The organism is Moraxella sp. CTOTU47618, from assembly GCF_032017425.1.
In the GTDB taxonomy this organism is placed as follows: domain Bacteria; phylum Pseudomonadota; class Gammaproteobacteria; order Pseudomonadales; family Moraxellaceae; genus Faucicola; species Faucicola tetraodonis.
On the sequence record NZ_DALZPW010000001.1, the window covers coordinates 1 to 23,712 of the forward strand.

At 43.9% G+C, this 23,712-nt stretch carries 22 protein-coding genes and 3 tRNA genes; 12 read left to right on the forward strand and 13 right to left on the reverse strand.

The window, feature by feature from the left end; genetic code table 11:
- The first annotated feature begins 101 nt into the window (after window positions 1–101).
- Both RTS09_RS00005 and RTS09_RS00010 read left to right on the forward strand, forming a co-directional pair.
- Window positions 102–464 carry a hypothetical protein gene (locus RTS09_RS00005; protein ID WP_312533036.1) on the forward strand — a complete coding sequence of 121 codons (363 nt, stop codon included), beginning with the start codon at window positions 102–104 and terminating at the stop codon, window positions 462–464.
- Window positions 465–480: 16 nt separating this feature from the next.
- On the forward strand, window positions 481–612 hold the full coding sequence (locus tag RTS09_RS00010; protein WP_309596737.1) for a hypothetical protein: 132 nt from the start codon (window positions 481–483) through the stop codon (window positions 610–612).
- A gap of 73 nt (window positions 613–685) precedes the next feature.
- Here RTS09_RS00010 and RTS09_RS00015 read toward each other — a convergent pair whose 3' ends face one another.
- On the reverse strand, window positions 686–1,747 hold the full coding sequence (locus tag RTS09_RS00015; protein WP_312533039.1) for an ABC transporter substrate-binding protein: 1,062 nt from the start codon (window positions 1,745–1,747) through the stop codon (window positions 686–688).
- Window positions 1,748–2,201: 454 nt separating this feature from the next.
- On the opposite strand from RTS09_RS00015, the gene RTS09_RS00020 reads away from it, so the two are divergent.
- Window positions 2,202–2,363: a hypothetical protein gene (locus RTS09_RS00020; protein WP_007116336.1), complete on the forward strand. Its 162-nt coding sequence runs from the start codon at window positions 2,202–2,204 to the stop codon at window positions 2,361–2,363.
- A gap of 158 nt (window positions 2,364–2,521) precedes the next feature.
- Here RTS09_RS00020 and metG read toward each other — a convergent pair whose 3' ends face one another.
- Window positions 2,522–4,633, reverse strand: a complete 2,112-nt coding sequence (gene metG, locus RTS09_RS00025; protein WP_312533042.1) for a methionine--tRNA ligase — start codon at window positions 4,631–4,633, stop codon at window positions 2,522–2,524.
- Window positions 4,634–4,845: 212 nt separating this feature from the next.
- Here metG and apbC point away from each other — a divergent pair, with 212 nt between their 5' ends.
- Window positions 4,846–6,072 (forward strand): iron-sulfur cluster carrier protein ApbC, encoded by a 1,227-nt coding sequence (gene apbC / locus RTS09_RS00030; protein WP_312533045.1) that lies wholly within the window; start codon window positions 4,846–4,848, stop codon window positions 6,070–6,072.
- A 94-nt stretch (window positions 6,073–6,166) separates the two neighbouring features.
- On the opposite strand, the gene RTS09_RS00035 is transcribed toward apbC, so the two are convergent.
- The 3 genes from RTS09_RS00035 to RTS09_RS00045 form a co-directional block, all read right to left on the reverse strand.
- Window positions 6,167–7,492, reverse strand: a complete 1,326-nt coding sequence (locus RTS09_RS00035) for an LD-carboxypeptidase (protein ID WP_312533047.1) — start codon at window positions 7,490–7,492, stop codon at window positions 6,167–6,169.
- Window positions 7,493–7,552: 60 nt separating this feature from the next.
- Entirely contained in the window at window positions 7,553–7,840 is a 288-nt protein-coding gene (locus RTS09_RS00040; RefSeq protein ID WP_312533049.1) for a hypothetical protein, read from the reverse strand.
- A gap of 110 nt (window positions 7,841–7,950) precedes the next feature.
- Window positions 7,951–8,496, reverse strand: coding sequence for a hypothetical protein (locus RTS09_RS00045; protein WP_312533052.1), 546 nt, complete (start codon window positions 8,494–8,496; stop codon window positions 7,951–7,953).
- A 137-nt stretch (window positions 8,497–8,633) separates the two neighbouring features.
- On the opposite strand from RTS09_RS00045, the gene dnaQ reads away from it, so the two are divergent.
- From dnaQ to RTS09_RS00080, 7 genes are all read left to right on the forward strand, one after another.
- Window positions 8,634–10,343 carry a DNA polymerase III subunit epsilon gene (gene dnaQ, locus RTS09_RS00050; RefSeq protein WP_312533054.1) on the forward strand — a complete coding sequence of 570 codons (1,710 nt, stop codon included), beginning with the start codon at window positions 8,634–8,636 and terminating at the stop codon, window positions 10,341–10,343.
- Between the two features lie 193 nt (window positions 10,344–10,536).
- Window positions 10,537–12,213: a hypothetical protein gene (locus RTS09_RS00055; RefSeq protein ID WP_312533057.1), complete on the forward strand. Its 1,677-nt coding sequence runs from the start codon at window positions 10,537–10,539 to the stop codon at window positions 12,211–12,213.
- Between the two features lie 18 nt (window positions 12,214–12,231).
- Entirely contained in the window at window positions 12,232–13,041 is an 810-nt protein-coding gene (gene nudC / locus RTS09_RS00060) for an NAD(+) diphosphatase (RefSeq protein ID WP_312533059.1), read from the forward strand.
- Between the two features lie 126 nt (window positions 13,042–13,167).
- A complete protein-coding gene (locus RTS09_RS00065) occupies window positions 13,168–13,977 on the forward strand; it encodes an RnfABCDGE type electron transport complex subunit B (RefSeq protein ID WP_312533061.1) in 810 nt (269 codons plus the stop codon).
- A gap of 81 nt (window positions 13,978–14,058) precedes the next feature.
- A complete protein-coding gene (nth, locus tag RTS09_RS00070) occupies window positions 14,059–14,703 on the forward strand; it encodes an endonuclease III (RefSeq protein ID WP_050324508.1) in 645 nt (214 codons plus the stop codon).
- A gap of 211 nt (window positions 14,704–14,914) precedes the next feature.
- A complete protein-coding gene (locus RTS09_RS00075) occupies window positions 14,915–15,448 on the forward strand; it encodes an inorganic diphosphatase (RefSeq protein WP_065252420.1) in 534 nt (177 codons plus the stop codon).
- Between the two features lie 131 nt (window positions 15,449–15,579).
- Entirely contained in the window at window positions 15,580–16,953 is a 1,374-nt protein-coding gene (locus RTS09_RS00080) for a 3-deoxy-D-manno-octulosonic acid transferase (protein WP_312533064.1), read from the forward strand.
- Window positions 16,954–17,096: 143 nt separating this feature from the next.
- Here RTS09_RS00080 and RTS09_RS00085 read toward each other — a convergent pair whose 3' ends face one another.
- The 4 genes from RTS09_RS00085 to RTS09_RS00100 all read right to left on the reverse strand — a co-directional run bounded on the left by RTS09_RS00085 (window position 17,097) and on the right by RTS09_RS00100 (window position 19,846).
- Window positions 17,097–17,897, reverse strand: coding sequence for a 3-hydroxybutyrate dehydrogenase (locus tag RTS09_RS00085; RefSeq protein ID WP_036589350.1), 801 nt, complete (start codon window positions 17,895–17,897; stop codon window positions 17,097–17,099).
- A gap of 66 nt (window positions 17,898–17,963) precedes the next feature.
- Window positions 17,964–18,746, reverse strand: a complete 783-nt coding sequence (locus tag RTS09_RS00090; protein WP_312533066.1) for an acetoacetate decarboxylase — start codon at window positions 18,744–18,746, stop codon at window positions 17,964–17,966.
- A gap of 231 nt (window positions 18,747–18,977) precedes the next feature.
- Window positions 18,978–19,694: a 16S rRNA (uracil(1498)-N(3))-methyltransferase gene (locus RTS09_RS00095; RefSeq protein WP_312533068.1), complete on the reverse strand. Its 717-nt coding sequence runs from the start codon at window positions 19,692–19,694 to the stop codon at window positions 18,978–18,980.
- Window positions 19,695–19,756: 62 nt separating this feature from the next.
- Window positions 19,757–19,846: transfer RNA gene (locus RTS09_RS00100), tRNA-Ser, on the reverse strand.
- Between the two features lie 502 nt (window positions 19,847–20,348).
- Here RTS09_RS00100 and RTS09_RS00105 point away from each other — a divergent pair.
- Complete coding sequence (locus RTS09_RS00105) at window positions 20,349–21,674, forward strand: dicarboxylate/amino acid:cation symporter (RefSeq protein ID WP_312533884.1); 1,326 nt, start codon at window positions 20,349–20,351, stop codon at window positions 21,672–21,674.
- A 106-nt stretch (window positions 21,675–21,780) separates the two neighbouring features.
- Here the strand turns inward: RTS09_RS00105 and RTS09_RS00110 are convergent, their stop codons facing one another.
- The 4 genes from RTS09_RS00110 to RTS09_RS00125 form a co-directional block, all read right to left on the reverse strand.
- Window positions 21,781–22,086: a CopG family transcriptional regulator gene (locus tag RTS09_RS00110; protein ID WP_312174964.1), complete on the reverse strand. Its 306-nt coding sequence runs from the start codon at window positions 22,084–22,086 to the stop codon at window positions 21,781–21,783.
- A 214-nt stretch (window positions 22,087–22,300) separates the two neighbouring features.
- Complete coding sequence (locus RTS09_RS00115; RefSeq protein WP_312533070.1) at window positions 22,301–22,789, reverse strand: hypothetical protein; 489 nt, start codon at window positions 22,787–22,789, stop codon at window positions 22,301–22,303.
- 187 nt (window positions 22,790–22,976) lie between these two features.
- Window positions 22,977–23,052, reverse strand: a tRNA-Asn gene (locus tag RTS09_RS00120).
- Between the two features lie 193 nt (window positions 23,053–23,245).
- A tRNA-Asn gene (locus RTS09_RS00125) sits at window positions 23,246–23,321 on the reverse strand.
- Window positions 23,322–23,712 lie beyond the last annotated feature (391 nt).

The window sequence follows — 23,712 nt, forward strand, 5'->3', positions numbered from 1 at the left end:
CGGTTGAGTATGCCATTTTGTTATTGTAGCACTTCTATATTTCTTTAACTATAGCTTCATACAAAATTACTTATACAAGGTACAGATAAAGGTGTATGACAATGAAAAAATCGACATTATTAACTAGCTTACTTTTAGCGGGCTCGTTCGTGGCTTCACCCGTTGTTTTGGCAGACCCTGGTCATGGTAAAGCTCAATATAAACAAGAAAAAAACTGGAAACAGCAACAAAAACACTATAAAGATGACCGCAAAGAAAACCAACGCTACAACACGAACCATGATAGAGACCGCGACAGAGGCGACAATAAATACTATGATAGTCGTACGGGTCGCTACCTAACCCACGATCAGTATCGCCAATTGCCCCCAGGTCTACAAAAAAATGTTGCACGTGGTAAAGCGGTACCACCAGGCTGGGCAAAAAAAACTAGACAATCGTTACTACACAGTCAAGCGATATAATGACCGAAATGTCTATGTGTTAAATAACAATGCTTATCGCCAGGCAAAAGTTATCAGTCGCCCGCGCCCAGGTGAAGTTCGCCTACGTGTTGACAACCGCGTACTTGATGTCATTGAAGCGACACGTGTTATTTTAAATGTGCTTTAAATAACGCATCATTTCACTGCCCAGTTTGAAAAACCCGTCTATTTAGGCGGGTTTTTTTATTTACCCATAGCAATTATTTGTCAATTTTTCGCTCGGGTGTAGTATCAACGTTAATCGCACCTTTTAACAATTCAGGATTTAGTGTTAAGCCTTGGGCTTGGGCGTGTTTTGGGCTCACGTATAAAGTTAATTGGTTCATCACTTCGGGTTTAACTTGAGTGACAGGTGTACCATCCAAAATTTTGCCTACCATTTTGCCTGTGGTACGCCCAAAGTCATAATCATTGACACCGAGTGCTGCCGTAGCACCGCGGCGGACGCTAAACTCATCGGAGGCGATGATGGGAAGTTTTAGTGCATTGGCTGATTGCACCATTGATTCAAATGCCGATGCCACATTATTGTCCATTGAGGTATAAATCAGCTGGGCTTTGCCGCTAAGACTGTTAGTTGCCATGGCAATATCAGTCGGACGGTTGGCTGAGATATCCACTAAGTTCATGCCACGCTTTGGTAGCGCAATGTTGAGTTTATCGCGCAGCGCTACCGAATTCATTTCACCTGCGCTAAACACATAGCCAATGGATTTGGCTGACGGCATGATTTTTTGTATAAAGTCAAGCTGCGGTGCTAGCGGTAATTGGCTGGATAAACCTGTGACGTTGGGCTGAGTCGGGGTGTTTTGTTGAGTAATGAGCTTGGCAGCGACAGGATCTGACACTGCTGTATAAACAATCGGTATCTCTTTGGTAGCGGCAGCCAACGACTGAGCGGTAGGGGTGGAGATTGCCACGATAGCATCAGGTTTGTCGGCGACAAATTGTTTGGATATTTGTCCTGCCGTTGCTGTATTGCCTTGTGCTGACTGAAAATTTACGGTCAGATTTTGCCCTTTGATATACCCTTCAGCAGCCAATTCATCAAGGATACCTTGGCGAATGGCGTCGAGCGATGGGTGCGCCACAATCGCAGAAATGGCAATGGTTTTATTGGGTTTTTGGCTGGCAGTGGCTGAGGATTTGCTAGCCGTATCCGTAGAGGTTTGCGCGTCTGGTTTCTGAGGTGAGCAGGCGGCTAAAGATAAACCAAGAAGGGCGCAGATAGCGGATAATTGACCGCGTGTGGTTGACAACATAGTATTCCCCAATCATCAAAATTGTTTTGTGAGCAGAGTATATCATTTCAACGTACTAGTTTGCTATAACATAAATGAAAGTTTGCTATCCTCTATACATATCATACATAAGTTTTTTTATTGCTTAGCGGTTTTTATGAATATTGGTCTATTAAAAAAGTGTTGTAAATATTGCTGTCTGAGTAGGTTTAATTACATAAAGCGCTTAATGGAAACAAAAAGACCTTAATTGAAACATAAAGAATCAAAATAATTGGATATTTCATGAAATTGTCATAATAAAATGGTATGAAAATCTTTTGATATCTTTTAGAATACAACTTCTACTCGCAGCATTATTTATCTTTTTTAAACGATTCGTTGCAGCGTTGATTAAGTTAAACATGTCTGTGCTTAGTAAAGGTAAATGATTCACAGATGGAATCATCGTACACTAACTCAACAAGGAGGCTATATGAACTCATCAAACTTGATGGCAGGCGTATTAGTAGTTGGTGCTATTCTACCTTCGGCTGAAGCACCCCATTATTGCCAATACAATAAGTCAGCTAATCCGGTTAGAGCCAATCGAAAATCTATACCTGTTCGCATTAGCGTTAGCAAAAGCGACCGTTAATCGGGCTACATTATCGATTTTTTGATATTTAGGATAGCTTAATAAAAAAACCGCTGGTAATTATCAGCGGTTTTTTGTTGTGATCAAAAAAATGATTAAGAATGTGTCAAAATGTTTCAGCTTATCGCAATCAATCACAGTTAAGCCAGTTAAGCCCATTAAGCAAGGGTCGCACCCGCAGGGATATGGTCATCTAGCGTAACCACGGTCAATTGACCGGCTTTTTCAGCCGATAAAATCATACCTTCAGAAATACCAAACTTCATTTTTCGTGGCGCAAGGTTGGTGACGCAGACCACGGTTTTGCCCACCAATTGTTCAGGGTTATAGAATTTGGCGATACCGCTAAACACATTGCGCGTTTTTACATTGCCCTGCGCATCTGTCTCACCCACATCTAGGGTAAATTGCAGCAATTTATCTGCACCTTCCACGTTGTTGCAGGCTAGTACTTTTGCTACGGTCATCGTGACTTTGGCGAAGTCATCGATACCAATCAATGCGGTAGCATCAGTGGATTGTTCGCTAGCGGCGGCTTTGGCTTTGCTAGTGCCCGCTTGCCCAGTTGCTGGTTGATTGGCGATAGCAGGCTGTTTGTTTAAATCTTCTTTTGAAGCGTCCACCATCGCAGCAACTTTATCTTTGTCAACACGCTGCATCAATGGGGTAAAGGCGTTGATGGTATGCCCGACCAATAACGCATGACGGCTATCAAAATCTAGGCTGTCAACATTGAGAAAAATTCGTGCTTTTTCACACATCAATGGCAATACAGGGGCAAGATAAACCACCAATTGACGGAAGATATTAAGCGCGACGGTACACACCGCTTGTACTTCGGCTTGTTGGCCTTCGACTTTGTTAAGAGCCCACGGTTTTTTGTCGTCGATGTACTCATTGGCTTTGTCTGCACACGCCATAATCAGACGCATGGCTTTGCTAAATTCGCGCGCTTCATAAGCAGCAGCGATGTCTTCGCCCGCATCAATGATTTGTTGTACCAAAGCAGGCTCGCTGATTGTCAGTGCCAGTTTACTGCCATGATTTTTATGGATAAATCCTGCACAGCGGCTAGCGATATTGACGACTTTACCCACCAAGTCTGAATTGACTTTTTGCATAAAGTCTTCGAGGTCAAGATTGATATCTTCGACACTGGCAGATAATTTGCTAGCAAAGTAGTAACGCAAGTATTCAGGGTCAAGGTTTTGTAAGTAAGTATCGGCTTTGATAAAGGTGCCGCGAGATTTACTCATTTTCTCGCCATTGACGGTCAAGAAGCCATGCGCGTTGATGGCAGTGGGGGTTCTAAATCCTGCGCCTTCAAGCATGGCTGGCCAAAACAGGGCGTGGAAATACACAATATCTTTACCGATAAAGTGATAAACTTCGGTGTTGTTATGATTTTCTTTTGACCAATACTCATCAAAATTTAAGCCTAAATGCGCACCTTGTTGGTCACACAAGTTTTTGAAACTTGCCATATAACCGACGGGCGCATCGAGCCACACATAAAAATACTTGTCTGGTTCACTGGCTGGGGTGTTTGGGATTTTAAAACCAAAATACGGCGCATCGCGGCTGATATCCCAGCTGGCAAGCCCTGCATCAAACCATTCTTGTAATTTGTTGGCGATAGAGGTTTGCAGGCGACCTTCTTTACGCGTCCAATTTTGCAAAAATTCGCTAAAGTTTGGCAGGTTAAAGAAGTAATGGATGGATGATTTCAAAACAGGCGTTGCACCTGAAAGCGTTGAGTAGGGATTTTTGAGTTCGGTGGCATTGTAGGTCGTGCCGCAGACTTCGCAGTTGTCGCCGTATTGGTCTTTTGCGCCGCATTTTGGGCATTCGCCTTTGACAAAACGGTCTGCCAAAAACAAGCCTTTTTCTGGGTCATACAGCTGTTCAACTGCTTTGTGCGAGATATGACCGTTTTCATACAAGCGATTATAAATCAGCTGTGAGTAATGCTCATTTTCGGGACTATGGGTTGAGTAATAGTTGTCAAAATCAACCAAAAAGCCCGCAAAATCTTTTTCATGGGAGGCTTTGACATCGGCAATTTGCTCTTCAGGGGTGACGCCGTTGGCTTCTGCTTTGAGCATAATCGCTGTGCCATGGGCATCATCGGCACACACATACGTCACTTGATGACCCAATGATTTCATGGCGCGTACCCAAATATCGGTCTGGATGTACTCAACCAAATGCCCCAAATGAATCGGACCATTGGCATAGGGTAGGGCGCTAGTAACTAAAATTTTTCTCACAATACACCTGTTATTGATTTGTTTAAAAAAATGTCATTATTGCTGTATGATAGCTTAAATCGCATCATTTCCCAACCAATGGGCATCAATCAAACAAGAAAAATTACTTTTCACACAGATATGTTCAATCTATCACTGTGAAAATTGGCAATAAACCCCACTTAACAGTGGTTAAAGTCGTTAAAATAACAACATTGGGGTAAGCAACTATCATGTTCAACTTTATTAAACCAAAAACCGTGGCGACAGTGGATGAGTCCACGCTTAATCAGTTATTTGATGAATATCATGTCAATAACCAGCCAATTCGCCAGTATGTCAAAGGGATTAAACAGCAAGGTAATAGTCTGACATTGGATTTGCGCTTGCCCGATGATTGCAATCCTGAAAAAATCCATCATGATTTGAGCCAAAAGCTGCATATCCATGGGGTCAGTGAAGTAAATATGAATATTACCTTGTTTGACAGCGCTACTGCGCCAAAACCTACGACCAAAGGCAGTGGCTCAACCCTACCCAAAACTACCAATGCCATGCCACCTGTCACTCAGGCCGCGCCACAAAGTGACAAATTAGTCACAGAAACCCCTGAACCTGCGATTGCCAAAAAAGCCACTACCCAAGCAGAATTAACACCGCATCCACGTATCGAGCATATTATTGTGGTAGCTTCGGGCAAAGGCGGCGTTGGCAAATCGACGACGACGGTGAATATCGCCTTGGCGCTGCAAAAACTGGGCAAACGCGTGGGCGTGTTGGATGCAGATATCTATGGCCCCAGTATTCCAAGTATGCTTGGCGTGGCAGGTCAGCAGCCGCAGCTGGAGCATGAGCAATTTGTACCGATTGCAGCGCAAGGTATGCCGATGCTATCTATCGGTAGCTTGTTGAGCGATGACACTACCCCGATTGCTTGGCGCGGTGCCAAAGCCACAGGCGCACTGATGCAGCTTTACAATCAAACCAACTGGCCAAATCTGGATTATTTGGTGATTGATATGCCACCTGGGACGGGGGATATTCAGTTGACGCTCGCCCAACGTATTCCTGTGACCGGTGCGGTGATTGTGACCACCCCCCAACATATTGCCTTACTGGATGCGCAAAAAGGCATTGAGATGTTCCGCAAAACCCATATCCCTGTGCTGGGCGTGGTAGAGAATATGGCGCTGCATACTTGTAGTAGCTGTGGTCATACCGAAGCGATTTTTGGCGAAGGCGGCGGTGATAAAATGGCAGCACAGTATCAAGTGCCACTACTGGGGCAATTACCACTGGCAAAAGGCATCCGCGAGCAAGCCGATAAGGGCGAGCCGTCCGTCATTGCCAATCAAGGCGCAGGCGATGAATTTGCCGACTATTATCTCAATATCGCTAAAAATATCGAAGCCAATATCGCCAAATTTGCCAAAACGCATGATAACAATCGGATTTTCTAGCGCGATTGGACAGTCAAAGAATATGTGTTAAATAAACCTGTTTGGGTAGCATACAAACAGGTTTTAACTAACATACATAAGACACCGCTATACCCTAGACCAACAATTGGCGTAAATCCAAATTGCCAAAGTTTGCATCGGTTTTAAGATGATAAAACTGGTTGAATGTCGCTTGATAGCCACTACCCACATCGTCAAATGTGACAGGAACGCCTAACGGAAAATTAATGCGTCTTGCTACATGCCCAAAGGGGAAATCTGTGTAGATGGGTCGCCCTGTCGTTTGTTGGATGGTACGGATGACGGTATCAAAGGTGTAATCGCCATTGTAAGCATCACTGATGCCGCTAAAATTAAATTTGCCCAGCACAATCGCTTGCTGTTTTGCCACAATACCTGATAACACCAAGGTTTGTAGCATACGCTCGATACGGTAAGGCTGCTCACCGGTATCTTCCAAAAATAAAATCCCATTGTCGACAGTTGGCATATACGGCGTGCCCACCATTGCAGATAACACGCTAAGATTACCGCCCCATAAGATGCCTTTTATCGGCTTAGCCAAGGGACGCGCAGTGTCACGATAAAGCTGAGTTTCTGGCACTTGGATACGCAGCTGGTTTTGGGTACAAAGGTTGATAAAACTTTGGATGGTATCAGTATTCACCTCTGTTTTGCCAAAGTCACTACTTAGCATTGCCCCTGCCACATAGGGGAGATGACCTTTGGCGTACATGGCAAGCTGCAAGGCAGTAAAATCACTAAATCCCATCAATAGTGTACTGCGATCTTTGAGTTTTTGCGTCAGCGTTCGCCACTGCTGATCACTTAGTTTGTTGAGCAAACGCATCGCGCCATAGCCGCCGCGCACGCCGAGTAATATCTTAGGCAATTGGTGTAAAGGTTGATTGAGTAACGCGGTAATATCGCCCAATCGCTCACTGTCTGAACCTGCAAAGCGCAAATAACGTCGGCTAATCACTTCTGGATTGTCGATATAAAATCCGGCTTGGGTGAGTCGGTGAATCGCCAGTAAGTTACGCTGTTCATCACTGCCAAATCCCGATGGCGCTACCAGATGGAGGTGGACACCGCGACCTTTGAGGGCTTCACAATTGGCTTTGATGGTCGCAAAGTCCCATTGGGGCCATTGGGGATTGATGGGCACTGTTTCCATGGGCGTATTGCCATTGGGCATAGCGCTGGGCTCGCCAAAAGCCATGTTATTAGCATCATTGGTTGACCCATACCGCTGTGAAGGTTGGCTAATCACTTGCCCGCCAATGGTCAAATCTGCTTTTGCACCCGTTACTGTCGCTGCCGATAGCGCTATGCCTGTCTTTAGCAGTCGGCGCCGTGTTAAGCCAGCCAAGTGGGTGGTAGTCATGCGGGCGTGAGTATTCGCCATTTTTTGAGACATTTTATTATCCAAACAAATTCATCGACTTACAAAAATCATGGTTCAACTAATCGGGTATGTTTAATCAGGTATATTCATCTTGTTGTTGGTATCTGCCGAAATACCATAATAAAAAACCCCTGTCGCCACCAAACTCGATACCAACACAAACATCATATCAAGCGCAGCTTTATGCATAACATATAAATTCAATAGCGCAAAGACCACGAGCGCGATTACAAAAAAAATCGCCGAGTATTGCCATTTTTTATCAGTTGGGATGGCGGCGTCTTTGTAGTGGAAATGACGGATACTAAAGCCACTAGTGTATGCCACCAAGCCCAGCACTAACCATGCAAAAAAATTCATCGCTTATTCTCTATTAATCGTTTGGGTTAAAATTTGGATGAGACGTATTAACTCAAGCATCAAATCAAGCAGCAAACCAAGCTCATCAAGTCAAGCAGCAACTCAGGTGATTACAGTTTGGTGGTTTGCTCGCATGCCACTTTATAGACCGTATTGCTACCTTTGTAGATATAACCCAGATAGGGACTGTCAAATTGCGGGTTTAGGCTTGCAAAACTATCGGTGATTTTGGCGAGCACGAACACGCGATCGGGACGGGCGATGACTTTTTCTAAGTATTGATGTTCATCGGCTTTGATGTCAAAGTATTTTTGTATATCTGGGCTGTCAGTTGCGATGACTTGCATGGCTTCAGGTTTGTCCCAGTTTTTGCTGGGGTCGTTAAATTCGCGCATTTGCATAGCATAGTTGTCACCATTTTTGATAATTTTGATTTGGGCAGGTTCCGTATGGCTGACTGTGTAACAGCCCACAAACACATCATCGCTAGCGGCAGGTTGTGATAACGCTGGCGACGGTTTTGCGCCATCGCTGCTAGTTGTTGCAGGGGATTGGGGCTTGTTACAAGCCGTCAAATTTAGGCTTAGCGCACAGACCATAGCCATACCCACCTTGGTCAACACGGGTGACACGAGCGCACGAGATTTGTTTTGCATAGACGTCCTTTACAACCAACAGATAGCAACTATAAGCGGTTATTATAGACGTTTTGGCATGGCTTTTTATGCTTTTTTTTCTTATACTGAGGGCTATTTTTTTTGATTGTTTTGCTGTTTTATATGGGTTGTTATCTATGTCAAATCATGCCTTAACGCCCCTTGTGGGTCGAACCCTTGCTTACACTGATGGCGCCTGCCGTGGCAATCCTGGTAAAGGGGGCTTTGGTGCTGTGGTGATTTTACCGACCGGTGAGCAAATTGATATTTGCGGGGGTGAAGCACATACCACCAACAACCGTATGGAGCTAATGGGTGCGATTGCCGCACTGGAAAACAGCCCAAAAGCGTTACCGATTCAAATCTGGTCAGACTCTAGCTATGTCATCAAAGGCATCAGCGAATGGCTGGCGGGGTGGAAAAAGAAACATTGGAAAAATGTCAAAAATGTGGAATTATGGCAGCGACTTGATAAGCTGTGCGAGCAGCGACAAATTGACTGGCAATGGGTCAAAGGACACGCCGGTCATGATGGCAATGAATATGCCGATAAGCTTGCAAACCAAGGCATTGATCAACTGCCCAAAAGTTTTAACAAAGTGATTAAAAATCCACCCAATCCTATCACTGATTTAGATGTTAAATCGAATTTTAGTGATAAAAACCCTGATTTTGATGATAAAAAAAAAGACCTGCCCATGAATCCAATGTCAACCGATAACAACCCAGTCCTCAATCACTCAGCGTTAACCCGTGATTTTAGCGATGCGTCTTTTGATGACGCGCAAGATATGGAGTTTGCCGACAGTGAGATAATGGGGGATATCTTTTTGCAGGCACTCGACGGTGAGCCAGCCCCAAGCACTATTCAAACAAGCACTATCCAAACAAGCAAGGCTCAAACCCGCCATACTCAAGCTAGCCATACTCAAAGTGTCGATGTATCAACTCAGTCATCGTTAGGGGGGCAGGCAACTGACTTACCAACAAGTGCTAACCCACATTTTGCGGTGTTCACCAATCCACAAGGGCAATTTGTCGCGCAAGATGATAGCTTGATTGCTCAGCGTCCCGTATTTAACGGTATTACCAGCCAGCCCAACCCGACTTTTATACCTTTATTACCCATCGCCAAACACAAAGGGACTGCCAATCGCCAGCTGGTTCTCGATACTGAGACCACAGGGTTTGAAGCGCAAAATGGTGACCGTATCATTGAGGTCGGTATCGTTGAGATGATTAATCGACGTTTTACCGGTGAAAAACTGCACGTGTATATCAACCCAAAAATTGAGATGGGTGAGGAAGTCATTCGCGTTCATGGCATTCACAATGTGTTTTTAAATGATATGCCCGTGTTTGAGCAAGTCGGTGAAGCGATTTATGACTTTTTGCAAGGCGCAGAACTCATCGCGCATAACGCGGGGTTTGACATGAGCTTTTTGCAAGCTGAGTTTGCGCGACTTGGCTTGCCCGATATCAACCAAATCGTCACTGTGACAGACAGCCTTGCCATCGCCAAACGCATGTTCGCAGGGCAGCGCAATACCTTGGACGCGCTGGTGAAACGTCTCAATGTCGGTAAACAAGACCGTACCTTTCACGGGGCGTTACTCGATGCCGAGATTTTAGCGGAAGTGTATCTGGCGATGACTGGCGGACAGGTTGCGTTAGCCATCGATGATGATGTCGGTGGCGGTGTCGGCGGGGCGACTGAGCATCAGCGTTTTAGCACGACTATCAAGCGCTTTTTGGCAAGTAGCGAGGCTGAGCAGGCGCATCTAGAGTGGCTTAACGCCTTAAAAGATAACAACCCTCAGCTGGCTGAAAACTGGGCGAGTGTTTAACAATAAAAAATGCCTCATTAAATTTTGTCACGTCATTTCTTTGATGGGCAAAATTTCATGATAAAGTGTAATTATTGTGCGGGTATTAACACTTTGACATAGACACTGGTATAGGGACGTCTTACAATAATCAGCAATAAATGTAGCTGTCATTTTACCTTTATCACCCTAAAAGCATTTTGGATAAAAAAACATGAGTCTGCCAAGTTCTAACTCACAAAAACTAACAGCCACCAATTTTGATTTGCCTTCATTGCATTTATTAAGACCTGAAATTGCCGTGACGCTACACGATGCCGAAATGCATTTAAGTGAGTTTAATGACGACAGTAGTCAAGCGCCGTTGCTGCTTGATTCCGTGGATACCTTGGCGCAACTGGCAAAAGTATTGCGGTTGATTCAATTAGAGGAAGGCTATGAACTTGCCAATAGTCTATCGGCAGGACTGCAAAAACTCTATGACGAGCGCGACCGACCCAATAATGACATGATGATGGATGTGTCAGAAGGTATCATGACGTTGGCGCGTTATATCGAGTTTGTATTACTTAAAGAGACCATTGAACCTTCGTTGTTGTTGCCGATTATCAATCAACTTCACAGCGATTTGAATCAGCCAGTGCTGCAGCTATCAGACTTAACTGCCAACAAAAACAGCAGTATCGTCATTGCCAATCCAGAACAAAATTACCAACCGTTAAAATCACTCGGCATTAACCCAAAAAAACTGGTGGAAGCTTATCGCGCAGGTCTGAGCGTAGCACTCACTGCACAGAGCAATCAATTATCGCCAAAAGAGCTAGAAAAACTCAAAGCCATGCAAGCGGCGTGTGAAATGGTTTCAAAACGTACCGACAGTTTGTTTTGGCATGCCGCTGATGCGGCTGTATCAGATTTGGCAGGGGTGTTACCGCTTAGTAACCTGCAAAAGCGGGCGCTTATTTTTGTTGAACAACAATTTAATGATTATCTACCTGTCAATGATTCTCGTTTTGCTGATTTGGTGCAATTTGCCAGTTCAAGAGATAGCCAGCTTGCCTTGCAAGTTCAGCACAAATTCTCGGCCAATACTTTAGATGAAACCCAGTTAAAAACCATGCGCCGCTTCTTATTTGGACCAGACCGTGACGTGACCAGTACGCTTAACCAGCTCATCCAGCAAGAAATTGATTTGATAAAATCTGCCAGTGACAGTTATGCCCGCCAAGTCAATCTCAATTCAAGTACAGATGAGATTGATACCATGTCGCAGCATTTGCATGATTTAAGTAGCGTATTTAAAACCTTAAATTTAAATGAGGTTAGTGCAGCGCTGACTCAACAAATTGGCAAAGTAAAAACTTGGACGCAGCCAACGCCTGATGATTTTGATGAATTGCTTGGCACTTTAATCATGGCAGAAAATGCGGCGATTAACCTGGCAAAATCACATACCCCAGGTGCGGTAACATTGCCCGTGTACAACCAAACGATTTCGCTACATCAAATCGAAACGGCTCACAACACGCTCGTTCAAGAAAGCCGTACCGGGATTGCCACCATTGAAACTGCGCTCAATGATTATCTAAATGACACCGACAAAGATATTTTACATATCAAGCCTGTGCCTGATATCATGCGCACTATCTCGGGTGCTTGCTTATTTTTAAACTTACCTCGACAAAGCCAACTGCTCAAACGCGGTGCCACAGTGCTACAAAACTTAATCGAGCAACAGGGTCGCGAGTTATCAGAGCATGCGCTTGCTAAAATTGCCGATATTGTGATGTCAGCAGATTATTATCTAGAAAGTCTTGAAACGAACAAACCCGCAGGCAATCATGCAATGTATGTAGGCTATCGCAGCTTACAACACATGCTTGTGGCCTAGGGTAATTTGGTAACCAATATGACCGCATTACACCATGATTTGCTTATTTGTGATAACGATAAGTTCGCCTGTATAGGCGGACTTCCTTTTTTTTATCGTTGTGAGGACGTGCCCGCTCAGGCCGTTAAAGTGGACACAGATGAGGCAGGCAACAGTATTTATGCCATTGCCCATCAAGATATCGACTTGTCACAATTGCCAGAAGAAATTACAGGGCAGATTGAGTTTCTGCGCTTTCGACATCTGATTGGCAGCCTTGATGCGCTACAAACCAGCCAATTAGCCAAAGCCATGCAGTTGTTACGCTGGCGTCAAGACCATCAATTTTGTAGCCGCTGCGGTACGCCCACGGAGTTACACCCCATTGAAAATGCGACCGTTTGCCCCAACTGCCATTATCACCAGTATCCCCGAGTACAGCCTTGTATCATCACCGCCATCATCAAAACCAGCGCGGATAAACCACAGATTTTGTTGGCGCATCATCTACGGGCGACCGATAGCAAAATGTATACCGTGCTGGCAGGTTTTGTGGAAGTGGGTGAGAGCTTAGAGCAATGCGTGCATCGTGAAGTGATGGAAGAGGTGGGGTTATCTGTCAGCAATTTGCGCTATTTTGGCAGCCAACCGTGGCCTTTTCCCAGCAATTTAATGGTAGGCTTTATTGCAGAGTACCAAAGTGGCGATATCACCATAGATAACAATGAGCTGATGGATGCACAATTTTTTGATGTAGATAGCTTAAATGAAAACGGCCCTATCATCCCGCCAAAAGGCACGATTGCTTACCAACTGATCGAATGGGTCAAACAGCATTACCAATCTTAAACGGATTGATTAAATGATTTGTCTTCATTATTTGTCTTGATGATTTGTATTAATAGGTTATAGGCGAAATAGGCATGAGCTATGCTAAAATACACATTGATGATTATAGTGAATAAAAATTGAGCCATGTCTGATAGCCAACCTGTTTTTAAGGTACCCAATCTATTTAATAATTTAAACCTAAATAGCCTAAGTATCGAGCATCAACGATTAATACAACAAATCGACCAAGTCCTGCCGCAAACCCAATGCGGGCTATGCGGTCATCCTGAAGGCTGTCTGCCGTATGCCACCGCCATTGTTACACTGGGCGAGTCGCATAACCAATGCGTGCCCGGTGGACAATCAGTCACCGACCAAATCGGCAAGTTGCTTGCGCGTATACCACTAACAGCTGAAGCCTCAAAGTGGCAAACTGATCCCGCTACCAATCGTCCGATGGAAATGCGAGCCATCATTCGAGAAGAAGATTGCATTGGCTGTACCAAATGTATTCCTGCGTGTCCTGTCGATGCCATTATTGGCTCAGGCAAGCGTATGCATACCATTTTTACCGACCTATGCACAGGTTGTGAGCTGTGTTTGCCACCCTGTCCAGTGGACTGCATCGAGCTGGTGCCCTTCCCACGGTTGATGGATGACGCGACAAGGCAAACCGAACAAGACGGATTACGCGCGCGCTACTACGCGCACCTTGATCGTATCGAACGCCAAGTCAATGACAATACCAATGCCAAACCTGTGGTCAGTATGGTACAAGCCAAACTCAATGATATCAAAGTCGATATCGATGCAGCAGCGGCTAAAAACGCCATTGAAGCGGCAAAACTACGCACCCAAATCAAAAAATTAGAAAAACAACTTGCCGTACGCGCTGATGACAATAAACAAGCCTTGGTGCAAGCCTTGCAGCAGCAACTTGCGACACTGCCATAACCTAAAGAGTGCATGATGGTTGCCAACATCAAACCAAAAATCCAAGTGCCCAAAACCGCAGAGACGCCGCCCTCACGGCGCATGCCCAATAAAAACGTGTTGCCGTTTTTCCAAAAACTAGCCGCAGCCATTGAAAAACCAGAGACGGAACTGGAATATCAGAGCAACTTTGAATTGTTGATCGCGGTCATACTGTCGGCACAAGCCACCGATGTCAGTGTCAATCTGGCTACCCGCAAACTATATGCCGTTGCCAATACCCCGCAAGCAATTTTGGATTTGGGTGAAGCTGGGCTAAAAAGTTATATCAAAACCATTGGGCTATATAATAGCAAAGCCAAAAATGTGATGAAATGCTGTCAAGACTTGGTGGATAAATTTGCTAGCGAAGTGCCGCAAACCCGCCACGAGCTTGAAAGCCTAGCAGGGGTAGGGCGAAAAACCGCCAATGTGGTGCTCAACACCGCCTTTGGGCAGCCCACTATGGCAGTGGATACCCATATTTTTCGTGTCGGCAATCGCACAGGCTTGGCAACGGGTAAAAATGTGCGAGAAGTGGAAGATAAACTCATCGCACGCATACCACAGGATTATATATTAGACGCGCACCATTATTTGATTTTGCATGGGCGTTATACTTGTAAAGCTAGAAGTCCCGAATGTGGCAAATGCCCGGTGTATGACGAATGCATGTTTAAAGACAAAGCCAAGTTTATTGAAAAATAAGTTGTTTTAAATAAAACCAGGAAATAAAACCAGAATATTAAACGACCAATTTTTTAATTCCAAACTTGCCTATGCATATTCATAATTTCATAGAAGTTGCGATGGGAATAAATAGAGAAAGCCAACAGACTTTGCTATAATCAACCCACTTTTAGGCTACTTTTTTACAAGCAGTTTTGTAAACAACTTTACTAACAAAAAGGAAAAACTCATGGCAGATTTTAACCAAATTCTTGATGCGGGCGATGTTGATGGCGGCGTGATTAACGTGGTTATCGAAATTCCAGCGGGTTCAAACAACAAAATCGAATGGAACCGTAAACTTGGCGTGATGCAACTTGACCGCGTAGAGCCACAATTATTTGCCAAACCTACCAACTATGGTTTTATCCCACAAACCCTTGATGAAGATGGCGATGAATTAGACGCACTGATCATCACTGACACTCCGCTACCAACAGGCATCTTTATGGAAGCCAAAGTCATTGGCGTGATGAAATTCGTCGATGATGGTGAAGTGGATGACAAAGTGGTGGTGGTACCTGCTGATGACCGCAACAACGGTAACGCTATCAACACCCTTGCAGATTTACCACAGCAGCTGATTAAACAAATCGAGTTCCATTTCAATCACTATAAAGATTTGAAAAAAGCGGGCACAACCAAAGTTGAAAGCTGGGGCGACATTGAAGAAGCCAAAGCGGTGATTAAAGAATCACAAAAACGCTGGACAGAACAAGCCTAATGGCTGGTGTTGAATTTAGCTAACGCTTAAGTTCAAAAACCCTACCCACAAAGTAGGGTTTTTTTATTGCTATTTAAGCCCTCGTTTTTTACAATAACGCCATTTTTTATTAAGTTGTTTCAAGAGTCGTTATGCAAGCCACACCGTTATACTATCGTCTCGCCATGTCGCTGTTAAAGCCACTATACCAACTAAAACTTGCGAGCAAAACCACCTTGCCTAATGAAAAGCAGCAACGCTTCGGTAAAGTGTTTCCTGAGATTCATACCCGCCAGCCGATAATTTGGTGTCATGCGGTGTCCCTCGGTGAAACCAATACCGCCGAACCGATTTTAAGAGATTTGCTGGCGCAAGGCTATGCGCTGTGGGTGACCAATACCACCCATACAGGCTATAACCGCGTCGAGCAGCTGTTTGCGCCTGAGATAGCAGCAAGTAAGGTGTACCATAGTTTTGTACCGGTGGATAGTAAAGCGGTGATTGATAAATTTTTGACCCATGTCCAACCCGTCGCCGCGTTATTTATCGAGACTGAATTGTGGGGCACCACGCTTGCTGAACTCAATAATCGTCAAATTGCCACGATTTTGGTCAATGGCCGCTTGTCAGAAAAATCTTTTCATGGATATCAAAAAGCTGCCAAGCTTAGCCAAAGTATGATGGAGAATTTAAGCCTTATCATCGCCCAAGATAGCGATTCTGCCAAACGCTTTCGCCAATTGGGCGCTACCAGTGACAAAATCCGCATTGCCAGCTCGCTTAAATGGTCTAGTAAAACCAACCCGTTGATGCTAAGCCGTGCCGAAAAGTTACGAGAAAGTTGGAACTTGTCAGATCGCGCCGTGATTTTGGCAGCCAGCACCCATGAAGGCGAAGAATTGGCAATTTTAGACAGCTTTTTAACCGTGAAAGCCCAGTATGCCAACAGTCATCCGCTACTCATTATCGTACCACGTCACCCCGAGCGGTTTGATGATGTCGCCAAATTGATTGATTCCAAAAATTTGCCGATGATTCGGCGTAGTCAAGATGGCGAACCTGCCAAAAACGAGAGCGTTTATTTGGCAGATAGTATGGGTGAGCTTGGCGTGTGGTATGCACTCTCAGACATTGCCATTGTCGGTGGGTCTTTGGTCAATATCGGGGGGCATAATCCGATTGAAGCAGCCATTGTCGGCAAGCCAATTATTATGGGGCAATATACCCAATCTTGCCAACTGATTGTGGATCAGTTAAAACAAGCCGGTGCATTGGTGCAAGTCAATGGTAGTGATGAATTAACGCAGCAACTGGCTCACTGGCTTGCCAACCCAAAAGCCGCCCAAACTGCCGGTCACGTCGGGCAAATCTTAGCAGAAAAATATCAAGATGCGACCAAGCAACAACTTGCCATGATCATGCAATGTATCGCTGATAATAAGGAACAGCTTATAAAATCAGAGATTCAAAAAATTGACCATGAACCTGTGGTGAGTGATGGTCGAAAGCTCATTGACGATTTGTAACTCATGAATTAACCATTTATATAGATTACAAATGCAAAAATAAAAAGGACTAGCCAAGCTAGTCCTTTTTTATCAGTCAGTTTTGTAATTTATTTTTGTACTTCAGATTTTCTTGTACTTTGGTTTTATAGGACAGCATTCAGCTATTTCATAAACCAACCATGACTTGCGATAAATGATTGACCGGTCATTGCATTGGTTGGGAAAGCGGTTAAGAATAAGGTTAATTGAGCGATATCATCGGTTGTGGTAAATTCACCGTCAACGGTTTGACCCAGCATTACATTTTTCACCACTTCTTCTTCAGAAATGCCTTTTTCTTTGGCTTGTTCTGGGATTTGTTTTTCAACCAGTGGGGTTTTGACAAAGCCTGGGCATACCACATATGAGCGCACGTTGTGAGCTGCACCTTCTTTAGCCAATACGCGGGCTAGACCTAATAGCGCGTGTTTGGCAGAGACGTACGGCGCTTTTAGGGCTGATGCTTCATGCGAGTGTACTGAGCCCATATAAATGACGGTACCTACTTTGTCATTTTGATACATGTATTTAAGTGCCGCTTTGGTAGTCAAAAAAGCACCGTCTAGATGAATGGCAATCATTTTTTTCCAATCTGCGTAGCTAAATTGGTCGATGGGGTTGATGATTTGGATACCGGCATTGGACACCAAAATATCAATATCCCCAAATTCTTGTACCAGTTTATCCACGCCAGCATTTACCGCATCTTCATTGGTCACATCCATTGCAATGGCAACTGCTTTGCCGCCTGCGGCTTTGATTGCATCCACGGTTGCTTGCGCCGCATCTGGGTTGATATCTGCAATACCTACCGCAGCGCCTGCTTTGGCATAGGTTTCTGCGATATCGCGACCGATACCACTTGCAGAGCCAGTGACGAGTGCGACTTTACCTGTTAAATCAGTAGTGAGTTGAGTAGCCATATTTTTCTCCTTAAGTTTTTATGACAAAGTGGTTTTATTATGACGGTTTTAATTATTGAAAATTAATTATTGAAAGTTACTATCGGGACGGGCTTGCGCATCGGCAATGTAATCTACCGCTACTTCTCCCAACGCCAGGGTGAGATTAGCGATAATATGAGAGGTTTTGACGATTTCTAGCACAGGTAATTTTGACACGGGTGCCATCACATGGTCAAATAACTGTAAGGTAGCAGGCCCTGTATAGGCTGCTTTAACTTCTACATCGGTCAGATAATAACGCACCAACTCGCAAATACGCGGCGTGCCATCGACATGGGGAATGAGTTTTAACAAATAATTGGGCGTTTTTTCCATATTGGCTTTGACAGTGGCTTTGTCCAGCTCATCATATTTATATGCCATAGTGCCTGTGGCTACGCGCACACTGCCATAGTCGAGGGTGCCAAGTAGGGTGTCGGTGTTGTCAACGGTTAATACAGGCGACGCCATTTTTTTTGGAAAACCCCACAGCTCACGCCCGCCCGCGGTAGGTCCAAAGTCATCTAAAAACATACAATGGGTATAATTGGCATGACGGCCTTCGGCATCAATCACTTCAATCACTTGTCCCGATTCGGTATAGTTACCAAAACCTGTGCTGTTGGGCATGCGGATAAACTCGTAACTCACCAGTGCGTCATCAGTGATTTGGAGTGGCTCAGGTACGATAGCACGCAGTTTTTCGGGATCTGTGCGGTAGGTGATAATAAAGTATTCGCGGTCAAAAAATTCGTAAGGACCATTCGAACAAGGTGGGGCAGTAAAAGGCATAAACGTCGCGTTATCTAAGATCTCACTCGCTTTCATGAGCTTTCCTTTTTATCTCGTTATATTATCTAGTCATGTTGTTTAGTTATGAAATATTATTTAATTTTATCGTTATGACATGAAGCAGGAAATATCATACACCCTTATGCAAAATCAATTCCAAGACAAAATTGTTATGATGTTGTAATGATTTTTTCACACCTGCATCCGCTTAATTTTGGCGACAGCAGGTTAGCTGACGGCAAGGTAGGGCTGTTCTTATGGGCTATTTTATTGGCTAGTTAACAGTGCATGACCGCAGAGTACACTTACGGCATTCTCAGTGCGTAAGATGCGATTGCCAATATGCGCCACTTGGCAGCCAGCAGTTTTGAATAATTCGACTTCATAATCGATCCAGCCCCCTTCAGCCCCAATCACCAACACATGTGGCAGGGCATTGTCCCACACTTGGGTAAACTGCTCATTGGCATAAGGATGTGCCAAAATCGCCTGTTTACCTGCGATTAAAGCAGGTAGTTCATCTTCGATAAAGGGTTTTAAGCGTTTTTTGAGGCTCACGGTCGGGCTTACGGTATCGCAGGCTTGTTGTAGGCCTTCATGGATATAGTTATCGAGCTGAGTTAAAAAAGGGGTTTGCCAGTAGCTCTTTTCACTACGGTAACTATTGACCAAGATAATATGCTGGGCGCCCATCGCCGTCATGTCCAAAAATAGACGGCGCAATACCTTGGGGCGGGGAATTGCCAAAATAACAGTCAGCGGAAGTTTGGCAGGTGGGGGGGTCGTACAGTGGATTTGCGATAATTCGATACTTGAATCGTGGATATTACTGACAACGGCTGTGCCTAAATGACCATTTTTGATACCGACTTTCACCGTATCGCCCGATGTCACTTTCAGCACCTGTTTTAAGTGCATAACACTCGTTTTATCATCAATAAAAGCGGTCGATGAGGTATTTTGCGGTAGAAGAATGATATTCATAGGGATAAATCTTAGGCAATAAAAAACCCCAAAACTTAATCAAGTCAGGGGTTTTTTTAATATGGCGGAAGCTGAGAGATTCGAACTCTCGAAGGGCTCGCACCCTTGCCGGTTTTCAAGACCGGTGCATTCAACCGCTCTGCCAAGCTTCCAAATTGTGGTGGCTATTATATACAAGTGAAATAACAATGCAAGCATTTTTTTACGTTAATGCAAAAAATATTAGCGAAAGAAAGCAAAAGAAAGCTAAATAGAAAGTTAGATAACTATGCTGAACACCCTTGCTTAATACCTAGACTTAATACTTGGACTTCATACCTTGCGCTGATGTTAAGCAAAATATTGAAGCGAAAAACGTTCAAAAACCCACTAATCCTCCGTCTAAACATATTAATACAACGGATAGTTTTAGTGCCTCCATATGACCTATTGCAGCTTAACAATAATGTTGAAAACTACCTTGCTGATACGTTATCACATTGTTAATATACGCAGCACTGCAATCCATTAGATTTTCTAATGATTGTTGATAAAATTCTAAAGGTTGTGCGACTATTTGGCTAAATTTGTTCCACAATTTTTATCGCAAATGTAACCTTATCCCAGTTTTAGGGTTCGTCAGATAAAGGAGTGTATCTGTCATGATACCTATCGATACCACGACACTCGTGGAACCCCCCCAAACCCCGTAAATGGTACCAAATTCTGTATGTACAAGTGATTATCGCCATTGTACTGGGTATCTTGCTTGGCGTCTTTGCCCCAGAAATGGGCGAGGCAATGAAACCACTGGGTGACGCATTTATTAAATTGGTTAAAATGATTATCGCTCCCGTTATTTTCTTGACAGTGGTGACGGGTATTGCTGGTATGAGCAATATGAAGCGAGTCGGTCGTGTTGCTGGTAAAGCGATGCTGTATTTCATTACCTTTTCAACCTTGGCATTGATCATCGGTCTTGTGGTTGCCAATGTGTTGCAACCGGGCGCGGGTCTCAATATTGATCCAGCCACACTGGCAACAGGGAAAGATGCGGCTAAAGTGTCTGAGTATGTTAGCAAAGCGCACGATAGTACCATTACCGGTTTTTTGATGAATATCATTCCGGAAACCATGGTAAGTCCACTGACAGAAGGCAATATCCTGCAAGTGTTATTTGTTTCAGTGCTGTTTGGTGTTTCGTTAGCATCCGTGGGTGATCGTGCTCGTCCCGTGTTAAACTTCTTTCAAGAGTTATCTGCGCCTGTGTTTAAAGCGGTTGAAATCTTGATGAAAGCTGCGCCGATTGGTGCGTTTGGGGCGATGGCATTTACTATTGGTAAGTATGGGGTGCACTCACTGGGTAACTTAGCCTTTTTGATAGCCTGTTTTTATATCACTTCATTGCTATTTGTGCTGGTGGTGCTCGGTGCTGTGGCACGTTATAACGGCTTTTCAATCATCAAGATGATTAAATACATCAAAGATGAATTGCTATTGGTGTTAGGCACCAGTTCATCAGAAGCAGCACTACCAACCTTGATGCAAAAACTTGAACGCGCAGGCTGCGAAAAATCAGTGGTCGGTTTGGTGATTCCAACAGGGTATTCATTTAACCTAGATGGTACCAACATCTATATGACCATGGCAGCGTTATTCATCGCGCAAGCCTGTAATATTGATTTGACCTTGACCCAAGAGATTACGTTATTATTGGTTGCGATGTTAAGCTCAAAAGGCGCAGCAGGTATCACGGGCGCTGGTTTTATCACCTTGGCAGCCACTTTGGCGGTGGTGCCAACTGTGCCAATCGAAGGGATGGCGCTTATCTTAGGCATAGACCGCTTTATGTCAGAGTGCCGTGCATTGACCAACTTAACCGGTAATGCCTGTGCGACGATTGTCGTGTCACGTTGGGAAAATGCGCTAGACAAACAGCGCTTGGACGCCGCGCTCAATGGTCAGCCATTACCGCCTATTGAGCATCATCCCACTGTATAATTGTATAAAGAATAAGCCTAGAAAAAATAAGCGTATAAAAGCGTTGATTAATCGTAAAAAACCCAAAACATTTAAGTTTTGGGTTTTTTTATAGGGCTAAAAATGCTTAAGGTTTTGCCGTATCAGTTGCTTTGGCTTCAGGCTCATTGGCTGTCTCTTCAATCGCTTCAAAAATTACCTCGTCGGATACCCCTTGACGCTTAAGCTTTTCGATAAAACGGCTGTCTTTGGCGAGTGAGTAGCCGACATTCTCGGCATCGAGTCCCCGGCGAATATATAAGCGAATCAAGCCTTGAATACGTGGAAAACCATGATTTTTGGCGACTTGGGTTAACAAATCCCGCATTTCTTCAGTGATTTTGATATGAATAGGAACCATGACTTGTTGATTTTTTTTGATTTTAGTAATCATTTGCATGCCTCGCGTGTGATCAATTTTTAGCAATCAAGCTAGATGTAACCAGTTTATCAATTAGACGGAAAATTTAGCACAATTAGATATCTTTAACCTAGTGTAATTATTTCATTGGCGAGAAACAAGCAAGGCAAACGTAAAATTCCTACAAAAATCTTAGCCAAATGTTGCATTAGCTTAACGCTGCACGCGACAATCAGGCGAAATTTCTTTACAAAATTTGTTGTTCCCAATAGGCCTGTACCGATTTATCACATTGATAAACCTTCTCAACGATGCGATCGGCAGGGGCATTATTCACTTTTTTTACCAATTCAACCCACAGCTCAGGCGTACCGAGTTCAATAATCACATTAAACAGGGGCGTCATATCGCGCTGCAACAGCGATTGGTCAATCATATATGCCGCAAACACACACGCTTTCGGGCTTTTATCGGACACTGCGCGATAAGCCATGCCATCAAGCAAGGCTGGCACGGTGATTTTGAATGCTGGTAAAAGCTGCATGGCTAAATGCGCGCTATCAGGCAGCTTGATTAGCTCGATAAATTGGGTGATTAAGTTTTCATAGTAAGATTTATCTTCTGGTGACAGTTTACCTTGCTGATGATCGCTCACTAGCTGGGTGATGCGGTCTTTATTAATCGCTTGTTGTAGGGTCAAAAATTGTGATTGGGTAGGGGAAAACGACAGCGTCATAACTAGTACCTTATCAATAGTATCTTATAGTAGTACTAGTAGTACTTTAGCAAGTGAGATAATAGGGTATCAAACAAAAGCGTATTAAACAGCAAATTGCTAAACTTTGCTCATAAAAAACTTTGCTCATAAAAAAACCCATTCACAAGGGAACGGGTTCAAAATATACAACAGAATTTGGCTTGATTGGCTCTCCAACCTGGGCTCGAACCAGGGACACATGGATTAACAGTCCATTGCTCTACCGACTGAGCTATTGGAGAACAGATAATCAAGTGGTGCGTATATTACTGAGATTTGAACAATGAGTCAAGCATTTTTTAGCAAAAAATATCAATAAAATTCATGATGCAAAATGACCCATAGCAATCAAAATGACTCATAGCAATAACGATAGATAAAAAATACCACATAGAAAAAGACCTTTAACAACGCTTGTTAAAGGTCTTCTTAATATGGCTCTCCAACCTGGGCTCGAACCAGGGACACATGGATTAACAGTCCATTGCTCTACCGACTGAGCTATTGGAGAATAAGCGGTAGAATTTTTTGTTAAACTTGCAAAAATCATCGCAGCGTTTAAGTGGTGCGTATTGTAGCAAATTAACCGTGACTGTCAAGCCCTATATCAAAAAATTCTTTGGAAATTTTTATTTTTGACCAGATTGTAGCTAGTAATCAGTCAGTTACTGATTGGCTATTGTGGTGATAAGACGAATTTGCTACTTTAGCGATTAAGGCATCGCCATATGGGTCAAGTTGGCTCACAGCATTGATTTACAGCTATGTTAGTTCACATCTGAGATGCCGAGGTTAATAATTTTTTATGATAGTTGTTATATGAATTAAGAAGGATCTTCATTGTGGCCAATTCGGTTGAATTACAGCAAAATTTGCAAGTTGCCCCTTTACAAAACGAACTT

Excerpts from the sequence above, each read along its gene's own strand:
- RTS09_RS00005 (WP_312533036.1), top strand. The coding sequence starts at position 102 with ATGAAAAAATCGACATTATTAACTAGCTTACTTTTAGCGGGCTCGTTC.
- RTS09_RS00015 (WP_312533039.1), bottom strand. The coding sequence starts at position 1,747 with ATGTTGTCAACCACACGCGGTCAATTATCCGCTATCTGCGCCCTTCTT.
- RTS09_RS00020 (WP_007116336.1), top strand. The coding sequence starts at position 2,202 with ATGAACTCATCAAACTTGATGGCAGGCGTATTAGTAGTTGGTGCTATT.
- apbC (WP_312533045.1), top strand. The coding sequence starts at position 4,846 with ATGTTCAACTTTATTAAACCAAAAACCGTGGCGACAGTGGATGAGTCC.
- RTS09_RS00035 (WP_312533047.1), bottom strand. The coding sequence starts at position 7,492 with ATGTCTCAAAAAATGGCGAATACTCACGCCCGCATGACTACCACCCAC.
- RTS09_RS00040 (WP_312533049.1), bottom strand. The coding sequence starts at position 7,840 with ATGAATTTTTTTGCATGGTTAGTGCTGGGCTTGGTGGCATACACTAGT.
- RTS09_RS00045 (WP_312533052.1), bottom strand. The coding sequence starts at position 8,496 with ATGCAAAACAAATCTCGTGCGCTCGTGTCACCCGTGTTGACCAAGGTG.
- dnaQ (WP_312533054.1), top strand. The coding sequence starts at position 8,634 with ATGTCAAATCATGCCTTAACGCCCCTTGTGGGTCGAACCCTTGCTTAC.
- RTS09_RS00055 (WP_312533057.1), top strand. The coding sequence starts at position 10,537 with ATGAGTCTGCCAAGTTCTAACTCACAAAAACTAACAGCCACCAATTTT.
- nudC (WP_312533059.1), top strand. The coding sequence starts at position 12,232 with ATGACCGCATTACACCATGATTTGCTTATTTGTGATAACGATAAGTTC.
- RTS09_RS00065 (WP_312533061.1), top strand. The coding sequence starts at position 13,168 with ATGTCTGATAGCCAACCTGTTTTTAAGGTACCCAATCTATTTAATAAT.
- nth (WP_050324508.1), top strand. The coding sequence starts at position 14,059 with ATGCCCAATAAAAACGTGTTGCCGTTTTTCCAAAAACTAGCCGCAGCC.
- RTS09_RS00075 (WP_065252420.1), top strand. The coding sequence starts at position 14,915 with ATGGCAGATTTTAACCAAATTCTTGATGCGGGCGATGTTGATGGCGGC.
- RTS09_RS00080 (WP_312533064.1), top strand. The coding sequence starts at position 15,580 with ATGCAAGCCACACCGTTATACTATCGTCTCGCCATGTCGCTGTTAAAG.
- RTS09_RS00085 (WP_036589350.1), bottom strand. The coding sequence starts at position 17,897 with ATGGCTACTCAACTCACTACTGATTTAACAGGTAAAGTCGCACTCGTC.
- RTS09_RS00090 (WP_312533066.1), bottom strand. The coding sequence starts at position 18,746 with ATGAAAGCGAGTGAGATCTTAGATAACGCGACGTTTATGCCTTTTACT.
- RTS09_RS00095 (WP_312533068.1), bottom strand. The coding sequence starts at position 19,694 with ATGAATATCATTCTTCTACCGCAAAATACCTCATCGACCGCTTTTATT.
- RTS09_RS00110 (WP_312174964.1), bottom strand. The coding sequence starts at position 22,086 with ATGATTACTAAAATCAAAAAAAATCAACAAGTCATGGTTCCTATTCAT.
- RTS09_RS00115 (WP_312533070.1), bottom strand. The coding sequence starts at position 22,789 with ATGACGCTGTCGTTTTCCCCTACCCAATCACAATTTTTGACCCTACAA.